This is a genomic window from Dyadobacter sp. HNCC25DJ183, assembly GCF_056895175.1.
This window is the reverse complement of record NZ_JBXHAP010000007.1, coordinates 399608-419132: the sequence shown is the minus strand read 5'-3', so window position 1 is coordinate 419132 and position 19525 is coordinate 399608. Positions and strand designations below refer to the sequence as shown.

Below are 19525 nucleotides of genomic sequence, written 5' to 3'. Positions count from 1 at the left end.
CCATCCCGCAGCTTGCGGGATGGATTTTCTGCATAACAAACCTAACTAATTTATGAATACTGGTCCTAAGACCGGGATTCCTCTCTAACTTCCGCCATTTGCGCGTTTTTGCAGATCATCAGAACCTGTATTGCGCTGGCGGGCACCTTTCACATTTTGATTACCAAAATTGTAGGTGAATGTGAGCCTGAACTGGCGGCTCGGCCACTGTGATTTCACGAAGAAATCAATATCCTTGTACACTGCCCTTCCACGGAACCGGTTGGTCCAAAATATATCGTTGACATTCAGGCGGACCGTTCCTTTTTTGTTCCAGATATTTTTCTGTAAACCTGCATTCAGCATTCCCATTGGCTTCGCCTGATACAGTCCGTAGAATGCGCGGCTGTTGTACCAGCCTGAAATTTCACCCGACCAGGTTTTTGAAATCGTGAACTGGTTGGCAGCGTACATGTTCCAGGAAGCCTGACTGATTACCAGCTTTTCTTCGAGGTATACTGAGTTATAGTGATTGTATACCCCCGTGAAGTTGGTTTGTATGTTCCACCATTTGGCTACTTTGATGGGAAATGAGACTGTAAGGCTGAGATTGTCCTGGTTATCGAGGTTATCCGATGTTACAAAAGTCTTGTTCTCGGAAGCAATCTGCTGTGGCAGTTCGTCGGCGATCATATCCTTGATCCTGCTGTAAGCCAGTGTGGTATTCAGGAAGCTTTTGTAAACGTGAACAAGCTGGAATGAGTTGGTATACTGTGGTTTGAGGTTTGGATTTCCTTTCTGAAAAGTAAATGGGTCCAGGTAAAATTCGAATGGATTAAGCGACTGGTAATTGGGTCTGTCGATCCGGCGGCTGTATGAAATGTTTAGTACGTTATTGGTATCGAGCTGGTTCGAGAGGAACACACTTGGAAAAAAGTTGATGTAATTCCGGTCGCGTTTTTGGTTCAATGTTACCGAGTTACCAATTGAATGCGTATGCTCTCCGCGGAGACCAAGCTGGTATTTCATTTTTTTGGTCAGACTGCCGCTGTAATTCAGGTAAGCTGCATTAACATTCTCTGTGTACTTAAAGCGGTTGGAGCGGGTGGGGTCGAGTACCCATTCATCCGCTTTGGTTTCAAAAACCATATCATTGTCGGAAGCCACGTAGCTGGATTTCAAACCAGTTTCAAACTTACCTTTCCAGAGTGGCTGTGCGTAGTCCAGTTTGGCAACACCAATATTGATATCAGAGGGCATATTGTTGCGGACATTTTCAGCGCTGCCGTCCTGCTGGCCGCCTGGCAGATAGTACTTCGTATCTAGGTTGCTGCTTTTTTTGCCGCCGTATCTCACATAGTCTACGTCGAACGTCAGCTCTTTTCCTTTATCGTTAAACTGGTGTTTAAAGTTGAGGTTTGTACTGATATTGTTTTGGGTACCCCCATTGAACACATCGGTACGGAAAGTCCGCTGCAAGCTCAGGTCTTCATTGAGAATGCGTGTATTTGTTTGTCCGAAAGGATTGCTGAATTCGCTGTAAAAGCCTGAAACCAGTACACCCAGTGTGGTTTTGTCCGTTGCGAAATAGTCAACACCGGCTCTTACATTATAGTATTCAGATTTGTTGGTTCGCTCGGTGCGCTGATCGAAAATGGTCACTTTGCCTTCAAACGGAATGGTGCGGTAAATGTCATTATTGTTAAAACCCTTGTTCAGGAAAGCGCCGCCGCTGATAAAGGAGCTCAGTTTGCCCGCTCTGTGATTAAGGGTAGCAGTTGCATTGCCTCTTCCGTATTTTGCCCACGCAGCACCAAGGTTGATGTTTCCATTGGTACCATAATTTTTGTTGCGTTTCATCTTGATGTTGATGATACCGGAGTTACCGGCTGCATCGTATTTGGCCGAAGGATTGGTAATCAGCTCAATCTTCTCGATGTTGTCACTGGGCGTGTTGCGCAGCAGGGTAATGAGTTCCTGTTGTGATAAAAAGGTCTGTTTGCCGTCGATCTGCACGATCACACCTTCTTTACCTCTGAGTTTCAGCTGCTCATTTTGTTGGTCAACCGTTACGCCAGGCGCTCTTTCCAGTACTTCCAGGGCAGTAGCGCCAGCAGAAACAATGCTGTTTTCCACATTCACGACCGTACGGTCAATTTCCTGTTCGATGAAAGGCTTCTTGGCAACAACTGTTACCTCGTTGAGTGCCTGTATGTCTGTTTTGAGGTTAAATGGGGGAAGAGCGATGACGTTATTGTCAACTGTAAATGGCTGGCTGTAACTTTTCTGGTAACCTACCATCGAAACCAGGGCCAGGTAAGTGCCGTTTGAAACCTGGTCAAACAGGAATTTGCCACTTTCATCCGCTGCCAGCCCTTTGATGAGTGTCGAATCTTTGGCTTGGAGCAGGAGTACATTCACGAACGGGAATGCCTGTGATTTTTCGTCGATAACAGATCCGGAAACTTTGCCGCTCCCTGGCACACCTGCCGAGAGTTGGGCGAACGCAGCATTTCCGATCAGTAGCAGTGCTACAGTTAGGTTTAGTAAGAATTTCATGGCTAATAAATTATGGTCAATGTATCAGAAGTGAATCGCTGAGTACATTGCAAATGTAAGTACTTGGTATAACATAGAACCTTTCATTACACAAGTGGTTTTTATGTTATATAAGCGGATGTGTGTGCCTTGTCACCGTTTCATAGATACAAATGGAATAAAGAATGTTGCATTCCGGGAGAAAAAAAGTTTGAATGGTAAAATAGCGCCAGGAGTGACAGCGCGAAGGATTGGTTTTTTGATTTCGGTCAATCTGCCTACCTTTACATTTTAGATAGCATATATATGACTGAACAAATTCTGATCTTAGATTTTGGTTCACAGTATACTCAGTTAATCGCGCGACGTGTTCGTGAGCTAAATGTTTATTGTGAAATCCACCCATTCAACAATTACCCCGATCTAACTCCAAATATCAAAGGTGTCATTCTCTCAGGAAGCCCTTGCTCCGTTCGGGACGCTGATTCTCCAAGAATAGATCTTGACAAATTCCGCAAAGTAGTGCCTGTTCTGGGCGTTTGCTATGGCGCTCAATTGCTTGCTCAGGAACTGGGTGGCGACGTGAAGCCTTCGCAACACCGGGAATACGGCCGCGCAAGACTTGAAATCGACGATAATGATTCTTCATTACTGGCCGGCTTGTCCGACTCTTCGCAGGTTTGGATGTCACACGGTGATACCATCGTGCGTGCCCCGGAGAATTTTCATGTGATCGCTTCTACCGAATCGGTGAAAGTGGCTGCATTCAAAATTGAGAATGAGCTGACATACGGTATACAGTTTCACCCGGAAGTAACACATACAACCGAAGGGAAGAAGCTGATGCACAACTTTGTAACTAATATATGCGGCTGCAAGCAAGACTGGACTTCCGAGTCTTTTGTTGAGCAGACTGTTGCGCAGCTTCGCAAAAAGCTGGGCAATGATAAAGTAGTAATGGCGCTTTCGGGCGGTGTGGATTCTACCGTTGCGGCGACATTGGTTCACCAGGCAATTGGTACCAACCTGTACTGCATTTTCGTAGATAACGGACTTTTAAGAAAAGACGAATTTGCGGAAGTACTGCATTCTTATCAGGATATGGGGCTGAATATCAAAGGCGTGGATTCGAAGTCTCACTTTTATCAGCTGTTGACCGGATTGAGTGAGCCAGAGGCCAAACGCAAAGCGATTGGAAAAGCATTTATCGACATCTTCGATCAGGAGGCACATTTGATCGAAGAAGTGAAGTGGCTGGGACAGGGTACCATTTATCCTGACGTGATTGAATCCGTTTCCATTAAGGGACCATCTGCTACGATCAAATCTCACCACAATGTAGGCGGGCTGCCCGACTTCATGAAACTAAAAGTGGTAGAGCCGCTGAATACTTTGTTTAAAGATGAAGTAAGAGCAGTGGGTCGTACATTAGGTATTGATGATAAAATTCTAAGCCGGCATCCATTCCCTGGTCCGGGACTTGCGATTCGTATTCTTGGAGAAATAACTCCTGAAAAAGTCGCAATACTGCAGGAAGTTGATGCGATTTTCATCGGCGGACTCAGAAAATGGGATCTATATAAGGAAGTGTGGCAGGCAGGAGCGATGCTACTTCCTGTGCAGAGCGTGGGTGTAATGGGCGATGAGCGGACTTACGAAAGTGTGGTTGCACTACGCGCAGTAACTTCTGTGGACGGAATGACAGCGGACTGGGCGCATTTGCCTTACGAGTTCCTGGCCGAGGTTTCCAATGATATTATCAACCGCGTAAAAGGTGTAAACCGCGTCGTGTATGATATTTCATCCAAGCCACCGGCAACAATTGAATGGGAATAAGCTAAAATGAAAAAAGCGGCCTAAGACCGCTTTTTTCATTTGTTATTTTCTCGTGGCTCAGGATCGCCCGACGCCGCGGCTTAGTAGGCTTAACACAAATAGTACAAGGAATACGAAGAAAAGAATTTTAGCGATTCCAGCTGCACCTGCTGCTATTCCACCGAATCCAAGTACACCGGCTATAATAGCTACAATCAGAAATATTACGGTCCATTTAAGCATAATTGACAAAGTGTTTAGTTTTCTAATATCTATGCTCTGTTAATTACCAATTATGTGCCAAAAGCTTTGAATCTGTAAAAAGTGGCTAAATCGCCGATTCAGGCGTTTTGAGCCGCATTTATCACGCTTTGTTGTAGAGAATGATGCCCAGAATAAGGAGGAAAGTTCATTTTTTATACAGTTTCATAGCGATTTAATTATAACTGCAATTATGGCGACGGGTCCTGTTACAAAATTGAAAATCCGGTAAAAACGTTATTTTGCATAAACTAACTAATTCACAACCTGCTAATTAATAACTGATAATGAAATTGAAAGTATTGCTGCTGCTTGTCATCCCGATGATCACCAAAGTATCAGCACAAAGCGACCGGTGGCAGCAACGCGCAAAGTATCAGATGGAAGTCGACTTTGACGCTACCAAACATCAGTATAAGGGAACTCAAAAGCTGGTTTACAGCAATAATTCACCTGATACCCTTCATAAGGTTTTTTACCATCTGTACCTGAATGCATTCCAGCCGGGAAGTCAGATGGATGTTCGTTCACGGACGATAAGCGACCCCGACGCCCGCGTGAAAGACCGGATCTCCAAATTGTCACCTTCTGAAATCGGTTACGAAAAAGTGCTCTCATTGAAGCACAATGGAAAAGCGGTGAAGTACGAAGTTGTAGGGACAATCCTGGAAGTCACATTAGCCGAGAAGATCCTGCCCAAGTCGCAGCATACATTTGAAATGGAATTTGAGGCGCAGGTGCCCATCCAGATCAGGAGAACGGGTCGTGACAACCGGGAAGGTATCGATTATTCGATGGCGCAGTGGTATCCCAAAATGAGTGAATACGATTATGAAGGCTGGCATTCCAATCCTTACATTGCCCGTGAGTTTTACGGTATCTGGGGTGATTTTGATGTGAAAATCAAAATGGATGCAGCTTATACAATTGCTGCAACAGGCTACCTGCAAAATCCTGACAAGATCGGCCACGGCTATTCCCAGAAGGAAGTAACGCACAAGCCCGGTGAAAAGCTGACCTGGCATTTCATTGCCCCCGAAGTACACGATTTTATGTGGGCCGCCGACCGGAACTACAAGCACGATGTAGTGAAGGTGGATGATAAATTGGATATGCATTTCTTCTACCAGCCAGAAACGGACTCCATTGCCAAAGCCTGGAAAGACATGCAGCCGCTGGCAGTACGCTGTTTCCAAATTATGAATGAGAAATTCGGAAGGTATCCTTACAAACAATACTCGGTGATACAGGGTGGTGACGGAGGAATGGAGTATCCCATGGGAACGTTGATACTGGGCAGACAAAAACTGGCCGGACTTGTGGGTGTAACTGTGCACGAATCGATACACAGCTGGTTCCAGATGATATTGGGAACCAATGAATCCAAGTACGCCTGGATGGACGAAGGTTTTACAACTTATGCCGAAAACCTGGTTATGGCTGAACTTTTCCCTTCCAGAAATGATCCGCATAGAGGAAGTACCGCGAGTTACAGGAGTCTAGCAAAGTCGGGACTGGAAGAGCCGCTGACTACGCATTCAGACCATTATAATACCAATCGCGCTTACTCGATCGGCGCCTATTCCAAAGGCTCTGTGTTCCTGAACCAATTGGGCTATATTATTGGTAAAGACAAGCTGGCGAGTGGAATGAAGCGTTATTTCAATGAATGGAAATTCAAGCATCCAAATCCGACAGATTTGAAAAGGATTATGGAAAAGGAATCGGGTCTTGAACTGGACTGGTACCTCGAAGATTTTGTGGGAACTACCAAAACCATTGATTACGGAATCAAGGAAGTAGTATCGAATGCAGGAAAAACCGACATTGTGATTGAGCGTATCGGGCAAATGCCAATGCCGCTCGATGTGGTGGTAAGCTATAAAGACGGCACGCAGGAGAACTTTTACATTCCATTGGAAATCATGCGCGGCGAAAAGGATGAAAAGCTGTATTCAAAAACAACTTTAATGCCCGACTGGGGCTGGACTTATCCAGAATACAGTTTCTCGATTAATCGTAATGTGGCCGATATCTCGCTGGTGATCATTGATCCAAGCATGAGAATGGCCGATATCAACCCGGAAAACAACGTTTATCCTTCATTGCCCAAAGAGACGCCGCGGTTCAAGGCTCCTGCAGGCAAATAATTAGCGGCCAATGCGGATGGAGGTTCCGAAACGCCATCCCATTCCCTGAAATTTGGTGCCGTGAAACTGGGCAACAGCTTCCAGTCGCAGCACTCTCAGGATGTCGTCAATTCCATACACGATTTCGGAATAGTTGCGGATCGTCGGTACACTCAGATAATGCAGTTGCAAAGTCTCAGAGATGCCGGTGGTCCGCAACGCTTCTATCCGGGTGATCACAAACCGCTGCGTGCTGAATGTAGCATGCGCCTGGAAAAACGGGCTTGCAGTACTGTATTGGTAGTAAGGCAGCATCCGGAACTGATCAGGCGGGTAGGCATATTGAAAGAAAAACTCATTTCCCATAAAGTGGCGGAAATCGGGGAAATACATCTGGTTTTTACTCAAAAACCCGCCTCCATTCACGAAATATTCCAGGTTGCTTCTCGGGCCAAGGCTGAGGTTCTGTCTGATTGTTCCCTGCAAAAGTGAATAATCCACGTCTCCTGCGAAGGCAAGCCCGCTTTTATAATTAACAATAAATGAAGGGCCTTTACTTCTCAGGTAACGCTTTTCCCCATTCCGGATCAGGTACCTTCGCCACGGGCGGATAGTCGCTGTGAGGTCGAGGATAGTGGCATTATGGATCGGAAAGCCGGTATTCGCCAATTCTTTATTATCGGGGCGGTTTGAGGTGTAGCTGTATTTATTCCAGAAGAAAATCGGCCGGGCGCTTTCCTGGTTAAACAGTTCTTTCCGGTGTTCGAATTCGACTCCTGCATTCAATGTGACTACGTCAGCGATATTCTTTAATGAAAATTCAACTTTGCCAAATTGCTTTTGGTATAGTTTCATGAAGTTCCGGTCGAAAAAACGCGCCACCATACTATTGGGAAGAGGCGGGATCGGATTCTCATTATTGATCTGCGCCGCCATTTCCCCTCCGGTCAGAAAGAGGTTCCATTTGCTGTTGCCAATGTTGGTTTCAACATTTCCATAAACCCGCTTTCTCCCGAAAGAATACCTGACCAGCGGGCGGACGCTCAGATACGAAGATCTGCCCCACCGCTTTGTCCATTCCGTGATCAGGTTCACTGAATTTCCCTCTACCGTATTGTAGCTGATTGCCCAGATCGGACTTTTGAAATAAAATGTATTACGGTTTCCCAATGCATAAGTATTCCCTGTCAGGATGTGCATTGGTTTAAAGTAAAGAGAGTCGGGCCGTTTTCTGACGCCGGCAGAATCTTTGACAACCTTGATGCTGTCCTGCATCTGATAGCTTGATATTTCCGACCTCGTAAGCGGAATGGGCCGCAGCGCCTGCCAGTAAGTGGTATCCCGCTTGTTCGCCATTGAGTCAATTACAATAGAGTCCGAGCGCACCAGCCGGTCATCGTTAATTGCGGTTTTCTTTTCCTTTTTCTGTTCTTTCTCGTATTGTCTGGTCAGCTTCCGGAAGTTTTTGGTTGAAAACTCCTTTTGCTCTTTGATCAGATTGTTCAGGTTTTTCGTAGAGCCGGCAACTTCTTTTTCGGGCGCTTTTTTATGATCGTTGATGACGATATCTTCTTTCAAACCCGGATCGACGTCGAGCTTCTGGTAAGTCAGTGAAACAAGATATTTGAATTCACCCGCGAAGCCGAGGTAGCTTCCGGTAAGCCGAAATTGCTGGTTGACCGGGATCCATACGTTTTGAATGGGAGTGAAAAGTTGCTTTGCAGAAATGTCCAGACCACTTGTTGTAGTCTGCAGATCGTAGCTGTGAATAGCCCAGCGATCTTCCAGGATAAAGAGACTGCCTTTAAAAACACCCTCTCCGTAAGCTTTCGGGACCACCCGGATCTTGTTTACAATCTGTCCCTGCTCCTCAAAGTATCCCTCATATTCAAATTTGTAATACGAAAATGCTTTGGGCGAAAGCGGCGAGATGGTACCTGCTATCTCAGGACTATATAAGCTGGCGAGAATGTAATCGTTGGGAGAAGGAATGCTGTTGTCCAGACTGTTGCGTGTAGATACGATACGCTGGCTGTAACTGTTAGGCCGGCGGTATTTGATTTCCGCGACACTCTCATTAATAAAAGCTTTGCCTTCCTGGATACCTTCTTTTTTTAGTCTTTTTTCAAGAAGGTAGGGGATCTTGGTCGGAAGGGCAGTGCTTCTTGCATATACCTTTGCTGTATAACCGCGCAGCTGCAACTGGTGGAAACGTGCTTTTGCAATAGCGCGTCGCATGATGCTGTACGCAGGATCTTCCTTCGTTTTGCCGACAGTTGCCTCATTGAGGTTAAGTGCCTGTTCTTCCAGCGTTACATTCAGCTCAACGAAATCACTTGTGACTGTTACAGCTTTGGTCAGAGACTTAAAACCAAGGAACTGGAAATTGATCTCGTAAGTGCCTGCGGGCAATGTAAACTCATAATCCCCTTCTGCATTGGCCATTGTTCCATTGCTGGTTCCCTTCACTGCAATACCCGCATAGGGCAGGGGCTGGCCGGATTTTGTGCTGATCTTTCCGCGAATACCGCCCGCGTATGAAAGTCCACATAAAGCGGAGAACAACAAATAGAGCAATCCCAAACGCATAGTATTAGTGTAAAGTGCTGATAGAAACGGTAGGGTATCTGCTTATTATGCAACTATTTGCGCAATAAGCACAAAATAGTTGAAATAACTTAACCCTTGTTCCTGACTTTACTACATAACCATACCAGCCCGTCGACCGCCCGGCGGCCCGGTTCGCTCAGGATGACAAGCTACTTGTCACCCTGAGCGAACCGGGCCGGAGCCAAAGAGCTAGCAAGAACCGTCTACGTCGCAGCTGGCACCATCGCCAAATGCCACCAGCGGCTGGGGATTGGCTTTTTCCCATTCTGTAAAAGACTGCTTCAATGCGCCCAGGAAGGTTTCCGAGGGCTGTGCTCCGGAAACTGCATACTTACGATCAAGTACAAAGAAGGGAACACCGCGTGCGCCAACCTGCTGTGCTTCATAAACGTCGCGCCGCACATCCTCGCTGAAACGGGTACCTTCAAGCACAGTACTCAATTCAGTACTATCCAGCCCGATTGCGGTACCCAGTTCCACAAGTGTAGTATGGTCGGCAGTGTTTTTCCCGTCGGTAAAATAAGCTTTAAACAGCTGCTCTTCTGCTGCGTCACCCCGCCCTTTTGTTTTGGCGAACTGTAAAAAACGGTGGGCATCGAACGAATTCGCGAGCACAGCTTTATCCATGTTGTATTCGAGTCCCACTTCTGCCGCCATATTGGTGACGTGATCATTCACCTGGCTTGCATACTCGGGAGTCCAGCCTTTTGTTTCGGCAAGATATTCGTTGATGCTCTTACCAGGCTCTGTCTTCATTTGCGGATTAAGCTGGAAACTCTTCCATTCCACCTGGATTTTGTCCCGCTCCGGAAACTCAGCCAGGGCGTTTTCGAACTTCCTTTTCCCGATATAGCAGAACGGGCACATCACGTCACTCCATATTTCGACTTTCATAGCAGGTATTTTCTAAACAGTTATAAAGAAATCATCATGTGGTCTTCTGACCTTCTTGGCACCGGAAAGCGGATCCTTTTCACTGTCGCGGTAGCCCAGAGTTACGATGACAACACTGCGAAGTCCTTTTTCATTCAGGCCAAGAATCTCGTCGAGTGCTTTTGCATCGAAACCTTCCATGGGTGTTGCATCTACCTGTTCCACTGCGGCTGCTACCAGCGCGTGACCGAGCCCGATATACGCCTGGCGGGCGGCCCATTGAAAGTTTGCTTCTTCTGTTCTGGACAGGATGCCGCCGTTGATGCTGCTCTGAAAACCTGCAAGCGATTCTTTTGAAATGCCGCGCGTATCAGCGATCAGGTCGATGTATTTCGAAATATCCTGCGTGCTTATTTTTTCCCAAGCTGCAAAAATGAGAATGTGTGAAGCTTCCAGTACCTGAGGCTGGGGAGCAGCAACGTGTATCTTTTCTTTTGTTGCCTGATCCTGAACTACGATCACGTTATAAGGTTGTAACCCGACGGAGGAGGGTGCGAGGTTAATGGATTCAAGTATGTTGTTCAGCTTTTCTGCGGGTATTGTTTCGCCCGTCATACGCTTGGCGGCATAGCGCCATTTCAATTTTTCTATGAGTTCGCTCATGGTTTTTAATGCTTTATTAAATTCTTTCACAAACTTATAGCAATAAACTATACATTTGTAAGTACTATACAAAAGGATAGCTAAATTGATTCATTATGGAGCAGGAACTAATAGCTGCGCAGCTGACCAGGAAGGAAGAGTGCTCCAAGTGCATTCTGCCTGTAAGAGATGCATTGGAGGTGTTGAATGGAAAATGGAAGCTGCCGATCATCATATCTCTGATGTACGGAAACAAACGTTTCTCACAGATCGCCAAGGAGATCCCGGGCATCACCGACAAGATGCTTTCGAAAGAGCTGCGCGACCTCGAATCCCACGAACTTGTAAAAAGGACAGTTTTCGCCACCATCCCGGTGACAGTTGAATATTCCTTGACCGAATACGGACATTCACTCAAAGTAGTAATAGAAGTCCTGCGTGACTGGGGCGCCAAGCATAGGGAGCGGATGATGACCGAGGAGTAAAGTTATTCCAGTTTCAACAATTGATGTTTTTGATCAATTGTCAGCCTATAATTCTTGAAGAAGCCCATTCCTACATTGACAAACGTAGCTTGTTCAGAATAGTGAACAGTCAGGTTGGCTGCTCTGATCGTACTTACAATAACAGGCGAATTTAGAACTGTCTCTTGAATAAAATATTCTGAATTCGCACGTCTTGCAATTGTTTTTCGGCTTGTGTCTGTGTGCGGAAGATTGTGCATCAAAGCTTTTGGAAAATGCATTGCCAGTACGGAGCCGGTATCTATTGATAATTCTACGGCAGTATCTCCAACCATTGCCTTGATCTTACATCCATTTCGATAAGCAACCACGCCATTATCCTTAGCATTCAGCGAATCATTGGAATATAGTATTTCCCGCCGTGGCGAATCGATTGTTAGGAGGTAATTTTCAAAAAAGTTGCGACCTACTATTCCGTCTATCATAATAGCGCCAGGCTTCCTATTGTCATTGTAGTTTCTTGACAGAAGTAATGCATTTTGTACTTCTATATCACCGACCTTCAGGCTGGATACAGTAAATACGGGTACTACTTTATACTTATTACTTCCATCATTATTTCGGGCAGAGTCGGACGGAACGATTTGAAGCTCTTTTACTATTCGCTCGTCTATTCGACCGATGCCTGAGGCACCAGTATCTACTATAAAATTGAACGGCCCCCTGCCATTCACATAGGCGTTTACAAATAGTTCATTGTTGATAATTCTAGCGGCGATGTGTCCTGATATGGCTTGCGCATATGAATGATCTACAAAAAGCACGAGTGCTGCGAACAGTGCGAATTTCCTCATTGATCCATATTAAGTATATGACTGCTAAGCTACTGAGTTGAACTTAGTGGTGAACTTCTAATGATTTCTAGGTTAAGTAGGGATTAGCGAATGGTTGATGACTTGCGCAGATGCACTACAAGAGTTCCGAATGTGGGTATCCTCCTGATATAGCACTTACCTCGAACGGAAGTGTTTTGTTATATTTAAGTTTGTGGTCATACAGTGCTTTTGGAAAACGGTCTTTAACACTTTGTCAGATGTTAATTTGAAAAGCTCTATCCTGTCCAATCGCAACGTTATTGAGACAACAAGTAAAGTACGTAACCGCTAAACCGAAAGATTTAGGCAACAAAAAAAAGCAACCCGTAAGGGTTGCTTTTTTTAAATCAAAAGAAAGCTCATCTGAATTATCCCAGCTGATTAATGCAATTCAAATCTTCAAATGCGGCTTTCAGGCGGGCAATCATGCTTTCCTCACCTTTACGCAGCCACACACGTGGATCGTAATATTTTTTGTTTGGAGAATCAGGACCATTTGGATTACCCAATTGTGTCTGCAGGAAGCCTTCGTTTTCTTTGTAATATTTCAAAATTCCTTCCCAGGTTGACCATTGCATATCCGTGTCAATGTTCATTTTGATCGCACCGTACTCAATCGCCTCACGAATTTCTTCGCGGGAAGAACCAGATCCTCCGTGAAATACGAAGTTGACAGGCAGCTCGCCGGTACCGAATTTCTCCTGAATGTAGTTTTGTGAATTGCGAAGGATTTTCGGCTCCAGTTTCACATTACCTGGCTTATAAACGCCGTGAACGTTTCCAAATGCAGCTGCAATGGTGAAGTTGGGTGAAATTTTAGAAAGCTCTTCGTAAGCATAAGCCACTTCTTCCGGCTGGGTGTACAATTTTGAGCTATCGACATCGCTATTATCAACACCGTCTTCTTCGCCGCCTGTTACACCCAATTCGATTTCAAGTGTCATGCCGATTTTCGCCATTCTCTCGAAATATTTAGCCGAAATCTCAATGTTTTCCTCAATCGGCTCCTCCGAAAGATCGAGCATGTGAGAGCTATACAATGGAATACCATGCTGGTCAAAATGGCGCTCGCCGGCTTCAAGCAGACCGTCGATCCATGGAAGCAATTTTTTCGCACAGTGGTCTGTATGCAAGATCACAGGAACGCCATAAAGTGCTGCCATTTGGTGTACGTGCATTGCGCCGGAGATACCGCCTGCTATTGCTGCCCGCTGATCTGTGTTTGATAAGCTTTTTCCTGCATAGAATATGGCGCCTCCGTTGGAGAATTGAATGATAACTGGGCTGTTTACAGATTTTGCGGTTTCCAGAACAGCATTCACTGAATTGGTACCTACTACATTAACTGCCGGAAGAGCATAATTGTTTTCATTGGCATGACGGAAGATCTCGCTAACTCCGTCTCCGGTAACTACACCGGGTGCAAAGCGTTTTGTGGTTTCGCTCATAGTAACTTTTTATATTTTTTCAAGAAATGATTAGGCTATCCAGATATCAAAAATGAACTGGGTGGCAAGGTCGCAAGTTAGCCATTTTAGAGAAAATGGAGGAGAAAGAAGAGGTTTATTATGCGTTAAAACGAACATTTATCAACTTACAACCGTTTTGGCACAATCTGTGTATCTTTGAATCTGGTGACAGTAGCAGTCGCCTTTTCTTTATTTCTTCTTTTCTAAATGAACTCAAAACTTTCCAGAACCATACTTTTGGCACTTGCGCTCGGATTTTTGGTTGTGTGGGTATTGGAATTTCGTAGGGCAGGATTGTTTGAGAGCTACTGGCTTCTGCTGTTGAGCATTGTTTGCTTCCTCGTTTTTCAATTCAGCAGATTGAAGGCTGCCGCAGCAGGCAAGCCTGAAAAAACAGATACTCCCGCCCCGCAGGCTAAAACGCGTACAACCGCAAAAAAATGAACACAGTTTCGCTGGCTTTTACTCTTGTCTCTTTCATTCTTGCAGGCTATTTCGGCGCGGTCAGGTCGGTGTTGCTCGATATTTCCATTGACCGTTATTCCTTTCGCCACGAGAAAACCGAGCAGGTGATCCAGACGCTCTACTGGCGGCGGATATTGCGCATGATCAGGTTGCTGACCGTTGCATTGGGGTGTTTTGCAGCCGTAATAACCATTTATCCTTATCTCGCATTGCATGCAGGATGGCAGGAAGTGCTGCTCGTTGCCGGGCTCTTTGCTGCATTGGTTTGCGTATGGATGTTTTGTTATACTACCTGGGTCAAGGTTGGCAGGAGCTTTCCTAAAATACTTGATCTCTCCGCTTTTCCGGTCCGGTTCGGGGAGTGGCTGATGACGCCGCTATACTGGCTGGTTGAGCCTTTTGTAAAAGAAAATATCCTGAATGCTTCCCTGCGCGACGATATCGTCTCGGCTGATGATCCTGATTTTGACGATCACAGCATCGAAGAAAGAATGTTTATCAATGCACTGGACTTCAAGGATCTCAGGATCAGGGATTGTATGATACCGCGGACCGAAATATCCGCCGTGAATGTGAATGCAACCATTGAAGACCTCCGGACTGCATTTCTGACCAGCGGGCATTCGAAAATCATCGTACATAAAGAATCCGTCGACGAAGTGTTGGGTTACTGTCATGCATTGGCGCTTTTTAAAAAACCCAAGGAGATCAGTAACATCATCACGCCGATCATGATCGTGCCCGAAGCAATGCCCGCGCGCGACCTGATGCTCCGTTTTCTGGAAGAAAGAAGGAGCCTGGCCCTGGTAGTCGATGAATTTGGCGGCACTTCCGGACTGATCAGTGTGGAGGATGTGGTTGAACAGATATTCGGTGAGATACAGGATGAATATGATACCACCGAAGACTGGACTGAGCGCCAGCTTGACGATGACAGCTACATTCTAAGTGCACGTCACGAGCTCGATTACCTCAATGAAAAATATGGCTGGGAGCTTCCGGAAGGTGATTACGATACCCTTGCGGGAATGGTAATCCATTACTACGGCGATTTGCCAGACGTAAATGAAACCGTGAGTATTCCTCCTTATTCTTTCCAGGTCGTTTCCATGCAGGATACGCGCATTGAGCTGGTCAAGCTTACGATTGAGGAGAAACATAAAAAAGGAGATAAAGCCTGATCTGCTGCGGCAGTGCTCTAACAGTCAAAACAATTTTAATAATAGCCGAATACCTCAATTGTGCAGATATCTGTTGAAAATCTGGGTAAAAAGTTTGTAAAGGAATGGATAATCCGAAAGGCAACGTTTGAACTTTCGGATGGACAGATGTATACATTCGTCGGCCCGAACGGAAGTGGCAAATCTACACTTCTTCAACTGCTTACCGGCATGGTACCTGCGTCGGAAGGCAGTGTTACTTACACCGACAATGCAGGAAAACCTGTTGAAACCGACCATTGGTACAAGCACCTGGTACTTGCCGCACCTTATCTTGAACTGATCGAGGAATTCACGTTGCGGGAGCTTGTGCAGTTTCATATCAAATTCAAGCCGTTGAAAAATGGACTTACGGTTCAGGATTTCGAAGAGATCATCCAGCTGTCACACGCAAGCGGCAAAGTGATCCGTCATTTTTCGTCGGGGATGAAACAGCGCGTAAAGCTCGGACTGGCATTTATGTCCGATGTACCCATTATTTTCCTGGATGAACCCACCACGAATCTTGATGTGACCGGCATTCAATGGTACCTCGATCATATTACCAAATACACTCAGAACCAGCTCGTTTTACTGGGTTCCAATGTGAAACAGGAATATGAATTCTGCGAAAATATCATCTCGGTTTCTGCGTTCAAGTAGAACACTGGCACTTCTTCTATGCACAAAACTTTACGGCTGATCCTGGTATTGTTATCGGTCCTTGCCTTTGGGACAGGAAAATCGCTGGCCGGCGGGATGTATTTCATCGAAAACCGCGGTCAGTGGGCTGCCGATATTCTTTTCCGCGCGGAGATTCCGGGAGGTTTCCTGTTTCTAAAAAACCAGTCGATGGTTTATGTGCTGTACGATGCTTCCAAAGTAGCAAGCCTGCATGGTAAAGCGCCTGTAAATTCGCCGGTTGCAAAAGGGAATGCACTTGATCCTTCCATGATACCTGCTCACGGGGTCGAAGTTTTGTTTGAAAACGCGAGCAATCAGGTAAAGCACACACCAAAAAGCGCGGTCAAAACGCAGTTCAGCTATTTCTTAGGGAGAGATGAAAGTAAATGGGCCAGTGGTGTCCGCGGGTTTGAAGAAGTTTTATATGAAAATATCTACCCCGGCATTGACCTGCGTGTATATCTCCACCGTTTGAAACTCAAATACGAGTTTGTCGTCAGACCTAATGCCGATCCATCGCTGATCAGATTGAAATACAATGGGGCACAGGAAGTTACACTCAATAGTGATAAGCAGATTCTCGTAAAAACGTCGGTCGGGCAATTCAAAGAAGCAGCGCCTTATTCATTTCAGACGGTCCGTAACAAAGCGGTGGAGGTACCTTCTGCCTTCAGGCTGTCGGGCAGCACAGCTGAATTTATTCTCCCAAATGGTTTTGATAGAAAATTGCCTCTGACGATAGATCCGGAGCTTATTTTTTCAACTTATTCTGGTTCCGTTGCAGACAATTGGGGGCACACTGCTACCTACGATGCACAAGGAAATCTGTATTCCGGAGGTACGGTGTTCGGGGCTAACTTCCCGGCAACAGTAGGCGCATTTCAGACGAAATTTGAAGGTTTGGTTGATGTTTCGATCCTGAAATTCACACCCGATGGAAGCAGCCTGGTTTTTGCCACATTCCTGGGCGGGGAAGATACCGATGTACCGAATAGTCTGATTGTCAATTCTAAAAACGAGCTGTTGATCCTGGGTACAACATCTTCCAAGAACTTCCCGACGCGGGTCAATGCATTTCAAAGGGCTTTTGGCGGCGGTACACCCAGCATACCTATCTCGGGCCTCGACATGGCCAATGGAGCGGATATCTTTATATCAAAACTGAGCGCAGACGGAAAACAGCTCGCCGCTTCCACTTACCTGGGAGGCAATGGAAACGATGGGGTAAGTAACAGTCCCGCATTCACGATCCGAAACTACGGAGATACTTTTCGTGGTGAAATCGTGGTAGATCAAAGCGATAATGTGCTGGTGGTTTCGTCAACAGGCTCCGGTAATTTTCCATTAAAAAATGCGGTACAAAACAAGCTTAACGGATCGCAGGACGGAATTGTGTCTAAACTCAATCCCGGCCTGAGCACCCTTCTGTGGAGCACTTATCTGGGGGGCGAAAAGGCTGACGCGGCACATTCATTGAAATCGCTGCCAAATGGAGATATCTACGTAACAGGATCTACCAAAAGCGCACAGCTGACCACCAGCGCCACTTCTTACCAGAAAATGCTAAAAGGTACCGAGGACGGATTTGTGGCAAGGTACAATGCAGACAAGCTTTTAAATATCACCTATATCGGTACCGACAAAGAAGACGGCGCATATCTGCTCGATACCGATGCCGGCGGAAACGTTTTTGTGTACGGACTTACGACCGGCGACTATCCCGTCAGCGCAGGTGTTTATAACAATGCAAAAAGTGGCCAGTTTGTCCATTCACTTGACGCGTCACTTTCAAAAAGCAATTTTTCCACAGTTATCGGCTCCGGCCGGGGCGCACCTGATATTTCTCCTACTGCTTTTCTGGTCAGTGAGTGCGGCAACATTTATATAGCGGGCTGGGGTGGCAATGTAAATAACAGCACCAATAATAATCCGCTTAGCAGCACCGTGGGACTTCCTGTTACAGAAGACGCGATTCAGCCTGTAACGAATGGACATAATTTTTACATCGCTATCCTCGAACAAGGCGCGAAGTCGCTTTTGTACGCTACTTATTTTGGCAGCCAGAGCAACACGCCGGGTATTCAGGGCGACCACGTGGACGGCGGTACAAGCCGGTTTGATAAAAATGGAACGATTTACCACGCGACTTGCGCTTGCGGCGGCAGCCATTTTCCAGTAACACCACAAGCGTGGTCAGAAACGAATAATAGTGATAATTGTAACAATGCAGCATTCAAAATAGATATCGATCGGTTGAAGGCTGACTTCGACGTGTACTCGGGCAGCTCCAAAAATGTACTCCGTGGATGTGCGCCATTGTCGCTGTCTTTCGTCAATACCAGTGAAGGTGGCATTGATTATATCTGGGAAGTGGGCGGCAGTACAATCTCGCGGGAAGATGATCAGGCAGAATATGTTTTTACAAAACCGGGGGAATATAAGGTGACGCTGAAAGCATACAACCGGCTGAGTTGCAAACGGATCGATATCGCAGAAAAAACGATCATAGTAGAGACGCTCAATGCGAAAGTGACGGCAGATACGGCTGTTTGCGAGAATTCATCCGTACAATTACTCGCACAAGGTGGTACGCAGTACAAATGGTCTCCGGCCACCGGACTGAGTAATGCTTCCATTGCCAATCCGGTTGCGATCGTAAAAGAAACCACTGAGTACAATGTGGAAATCAGCAATGCAAGTGGCTGCAAGGTTGATAAGAAAGTCAAAGTGTTGGTAGAAAAGAAAAACGATTTCGTGGAAATGGCGGATACCGAAGCTTGCCAGGGAGTGAGTGTGGTACTTACGGTATCCGGCGAAGCAACCCGGTACCGCTGGTTACCCGTAAAAGGACTGCCCGAAACAATCGGGAAAACGGTAACTGTAAAGCCCGAGGAAACAACAACGTATGTTGTTGAAGGAATTTATGCTGACGGTTGCCGGCCAGTGCGTGAGATAACGGTGAAAGTGGATAAAGCACACGCGCCTGATTTCGAGATTGTCACTTCCGGCGGCGCATGCAATGAACCTTTCAGCTACTCACTATCTAATAAAACGCGCAATGCAGCCCGCTACGAATGGAACCTTGGCTTTGGTAATACAATCACCGATGAGCAGGTGGGAGAGTACCAGTATGAAACGCCGGGAGAATATACGGTTGTGTTGACCTCCTACAATGCAGCCGGCTGCCCGCTGACAACATCCAGGAAAGTAAAAGCGTCGCCTCCATTTACGCTGACTAATGTGATTACGCCAAATGGGGACGGTAAGAATGACACTTTCATAGTTCCGGTGTCGCCCGCTTCGCTTGAAGTATTTAATCGGTGGGGGAAATCGGTTTTCAAAGCAGCTTACTACAAAAATGACTGGGGTAAAGGGATCGGCAACGGGACTTACTTTTACGTGGTCGATACGCCGCAGGGAAATCACTGCAAAGGCTGGGTGGAGGTTCTGGAATAAACGGATTTGTACATTCGTGATAAGTTGTAGTACATTTGAAATCAGGTAATTATTTGATCATTTAAT

At 46.1% G+C, this 19525-nt stretch carries 13 protein-coding genes; 6 read left to right on the top strand and 7 right to left on the bottom strand.

Features of this window, described 5'->3' with window-relative positions; all coding sequences use genetic code 11:
- Positions 1–84: 84 nt before the first annotated feature.
- Positions 85–2538 carry a TonB-dependent receptor gene (locus tag AC1XTG_RS19615; protein ID WP_484843104.1) on the bottom strand — a complete coding sequence of 818 codons (2454 nt, stop codon included), beginning with the start codon at positions 2536–2538 and terminating at the stop codon, positions 85–87.
- Positions 2539–2823: 285 nt separating this feature from the next.
- Here AC1XTG_RS19615 and guaA point away from each other — a divergent pair, with 285 nt between their 5' ends.
- The gene (guaA, locus tag AC1XTG_RS19610) at positions 2824–4353 is read left to right on the top strand and encodes a glutamine-hydrolyzing GMP synthase (RefSeq protein WP_056285503.1); all 1530 of its coding nucleotides are present in this window, start codon (positions 2824–2826) and stop codon (positions 4351–4353) included.
- Positions 4354–4410: 57 nt separating this feature from the next.
- On the opposite strand, the gene AC1XTG_RS19605 is transcribed toward guaA, so the two are convergent.
- Entirely contained in the window at positions 4411–4575 is a 165-nt protein-coding gene (locus tag AC1XTG_RS19605; RefSeq protein WP_031526823.1) for a DUF1328 family protein, read from the bottom strand.
- Between the two features lie 305 nt (positions 4576–4880).
- On the opposite strand from AC1XTG_RS19605, the gene AC1XTG_RS19600 reads away from it, so the two are divergent.
- Entirely contained in the window at positions 4881–6743 is a 1863-nt protein-coding gene (locus AC1XTG_RS19600) for a M1 family metallopeptidase (protein ID WP_484843103.1), read from the top strand.
- On the opposite strand, the gene AC1XTG_RS19595 is transcribed toward AC1XTG_RS19600, so the two are convergent.
- From AC1XTG_RS19595 to AC1XTG_RS19585, 3 genes are all read right to left on the bottom strand, one after another.
- Entirely contained in the window at positions 6744–9311 is a 2568-nt protein-coding gene (locus AC1XTG_RS19595; protein ID WP_484843102.1) for a DUF5686 and carboxypeptidase regulatory-like domain-containing protein, read from the bottom strand.
- 210 nt (positions 9312–9521) lie between these two features.
- A complete protein-coding gene (locus AC1XTG_RS19590; protein ID WP_484843101.1) occupies positions 9522–10226 on the bottom strand; it encodes a DsbA family oxidoreductase in 705 nt (234 codons plus the stop codon).
- Positions 10227–10238: 12 nt separating this feature from the next.
- The gene (locus AC1XTG_RS19585; RefSeq protein ID WP_056285493.1) at positions 10239–10868 is read right to left on the bottom strand and encodes an NAD(P)H-dependent oxidoreductase; all 630 of its coding nucleotides are present in this window, start codon (positions 10866–10868) and stop codon (positions 10239–10241) included.
- Between the two features lie 95 nt (positions 10869–10963).
- On the opposite strand from AC1XTG_RS19585, the gene AC1XTG_RS19580 reads away from it, so the two are divergent.
- A complete protein-coding gene (locus AC1XTG_RS19580; RefSeq protein WP_484843100.1) occupies positions 10964–11332 on the top strand; it encodes a winged helix-turn-helix transcriptional regulator in 369 nt (122 codons plus the stop codon).
- A 2-nt stretch (positions 11333–11334) separates the two neighbouring features.
- On the opposite strand, the gene AC1XTG_RS19575 is transcribed toward AC1XTG_RS19580, so the two are convergent.
- Together AC1XTG_RS19575 and fbaA are read right to left on the bottom strand one after the other, a co-directional pair.
- On the bottom strand, positions 11335–12165 hold the full coding sequence (locus AC1XTG_RS19575; protein WP_484843099.1) for a retropepsin-like aspartic protease: 831 nt from the start codon (positions 12163–12165) through the stop codon (positions 11335–11337).
- A gap of 389 nt (positions 12166–12554) precedes the next feature.
- Positions 12555–13634 carry a class II fructose-bisphosphate aldolase gene (fbaA, locus tag AC1XTG_RS19570; protein WP_056285487.1) on the bottom strand — a complete coding sequence of 360 codons (1080 nt, stop codon included), beginning with the start codon at positions 13632–13634 and terminating at the stop codon, positions 12555–12557.
- A gap of 461 nt (positions 13635–14095) precedes the next feature.
- On the opposite strand from fbaA, the gene AC1XTG_RS19565 reads away from it, so the two are divergent.
- From AC1XTG_RS19565 to AC1XTG_RS19555, 3 genes are read left to right on the top strand one after another with little or no spacing between them, the layout of a single operon-like run.
- Complete coding sequence (locus AC1XTG_RS19565; protein ID WP_484843098.1) at positions 14096–15301, top strand: hemolysin family protein; 1206 nt, start codon at positions 14096–14098, stop codon at positions 15299–15301.
- Positions 15302–15361: 60 nt separating this feature from the next.
- Positions 15362–15982 carry an ABC transporter ATP-binding protein gene (locus AC1XTG_RS19560; RefSeq protein WP_484843097.1) on the top strand — a complete coding sequence of 207 codons (621 nt, stop codon included), beginning with the start codon at positions 15362–15364 and terminating at the stop codon, positions 15980–15982.
- Positions 15983–16000: 18 nt separating this feature from the next.
- On the top strand, positions 16001–19459 hold the full coding sequence (locus AC1XTG_RS19555) for a DUF7948 domain-containing protein (RefSeq protein WP_484843096.1): 3459 nt from the start codon (positions 16001–16003) through the stop codon (positions 19457–19459).
- Positions 19460–19525 lie beyond the last annotated feature (66 nt).

Bases quoted from the DNA above. Each gene is read 5' to 3' on its own strand.
- AC1XTG_RS19580 (WP_484843100.1), top strand. From the start codon at position 10,964: ATGGAGCAGGAACTAATAGCTGCGCAGCTGACCAGGAAGGAAGAGTGC.
- fbaA (WP_056285487.1), bottom strand. From the start codon at position 13,634: ATGAGCGAAACCACAAAACGCTTTGCACCCGGTGTAGTTACCGGAGAC.
- AC1XTG_RS19600 (WP_484843103.1), top strand. From the start codon at position 4,881: ATGAAATTGAAAGTATTGCTGCTGCTTGTCATCCCGATGATCACCAAA.
- AC1XTG_RS19575 (WP_484843099.1), bottom strand. From the start codon at position 12,165: ATGAGGAAATTCGCACTGTTCGCAGCACTCGTGCTTTTTGTAGATCAT.
- AC1XTG_RS19605 (WP_031526823.1), bottom strand. From the start codon at position 4,575: ATGCTTAAATGGACCGTAATATTTCTGATTGTAGCTATTATAGCCGGT.
- guaA (WP_056285503.1), top strand. From the start codon at position 2,824: ATGACTGAACAAATTCTGATCTTAGATTTTGGTTCACAGTATACTCAG.
- AC1XTG_RS19595 (WP_484843102.1), bottom strand. From the start codon at position 9,311: ATGCGTTTGGGATTGCTCTATTTGTTGTTCTCCGCTTTATGTGGACTT.
- AC1XTG_RS19555 (WP_484843096.1), top strand. From the start codon at position 16,001: ATGCACAAAACTTTACGGCTGATCCTGGTATTGTTATCGGTCCTTGCC.
- AC1XTG_RS19615 (WP_484843104.1), bottom strand. From the start codon at position 2,538: ATGAAATTCTTACTAAACCTAACTGTAGCACTGCTACTGATCGGAAAT.
- AC1XTG_RS19585 (WP_056285493.1), bottom strand. From the start codon at position 10,868: ATGAGCGAACTCATAGAAAAATTGAAATGGCGCTATGCCGCCAAGCGT.
- AC1XTG_RS19565 (WP_484843098.1), top strand. From the start codon at position 14,096: ATGAACACAGTTTCGCTGGCTTTTACTCTTGTCTCTTTCATTCTTGCA.
- AC1XTG_RS19590 (WP_484843101.1), bottom strand. From the start codon at position 10,226: ATGAAAGTCGAAATATGGAGTGACGTGATGTGCCCGTTCTGCTATATC.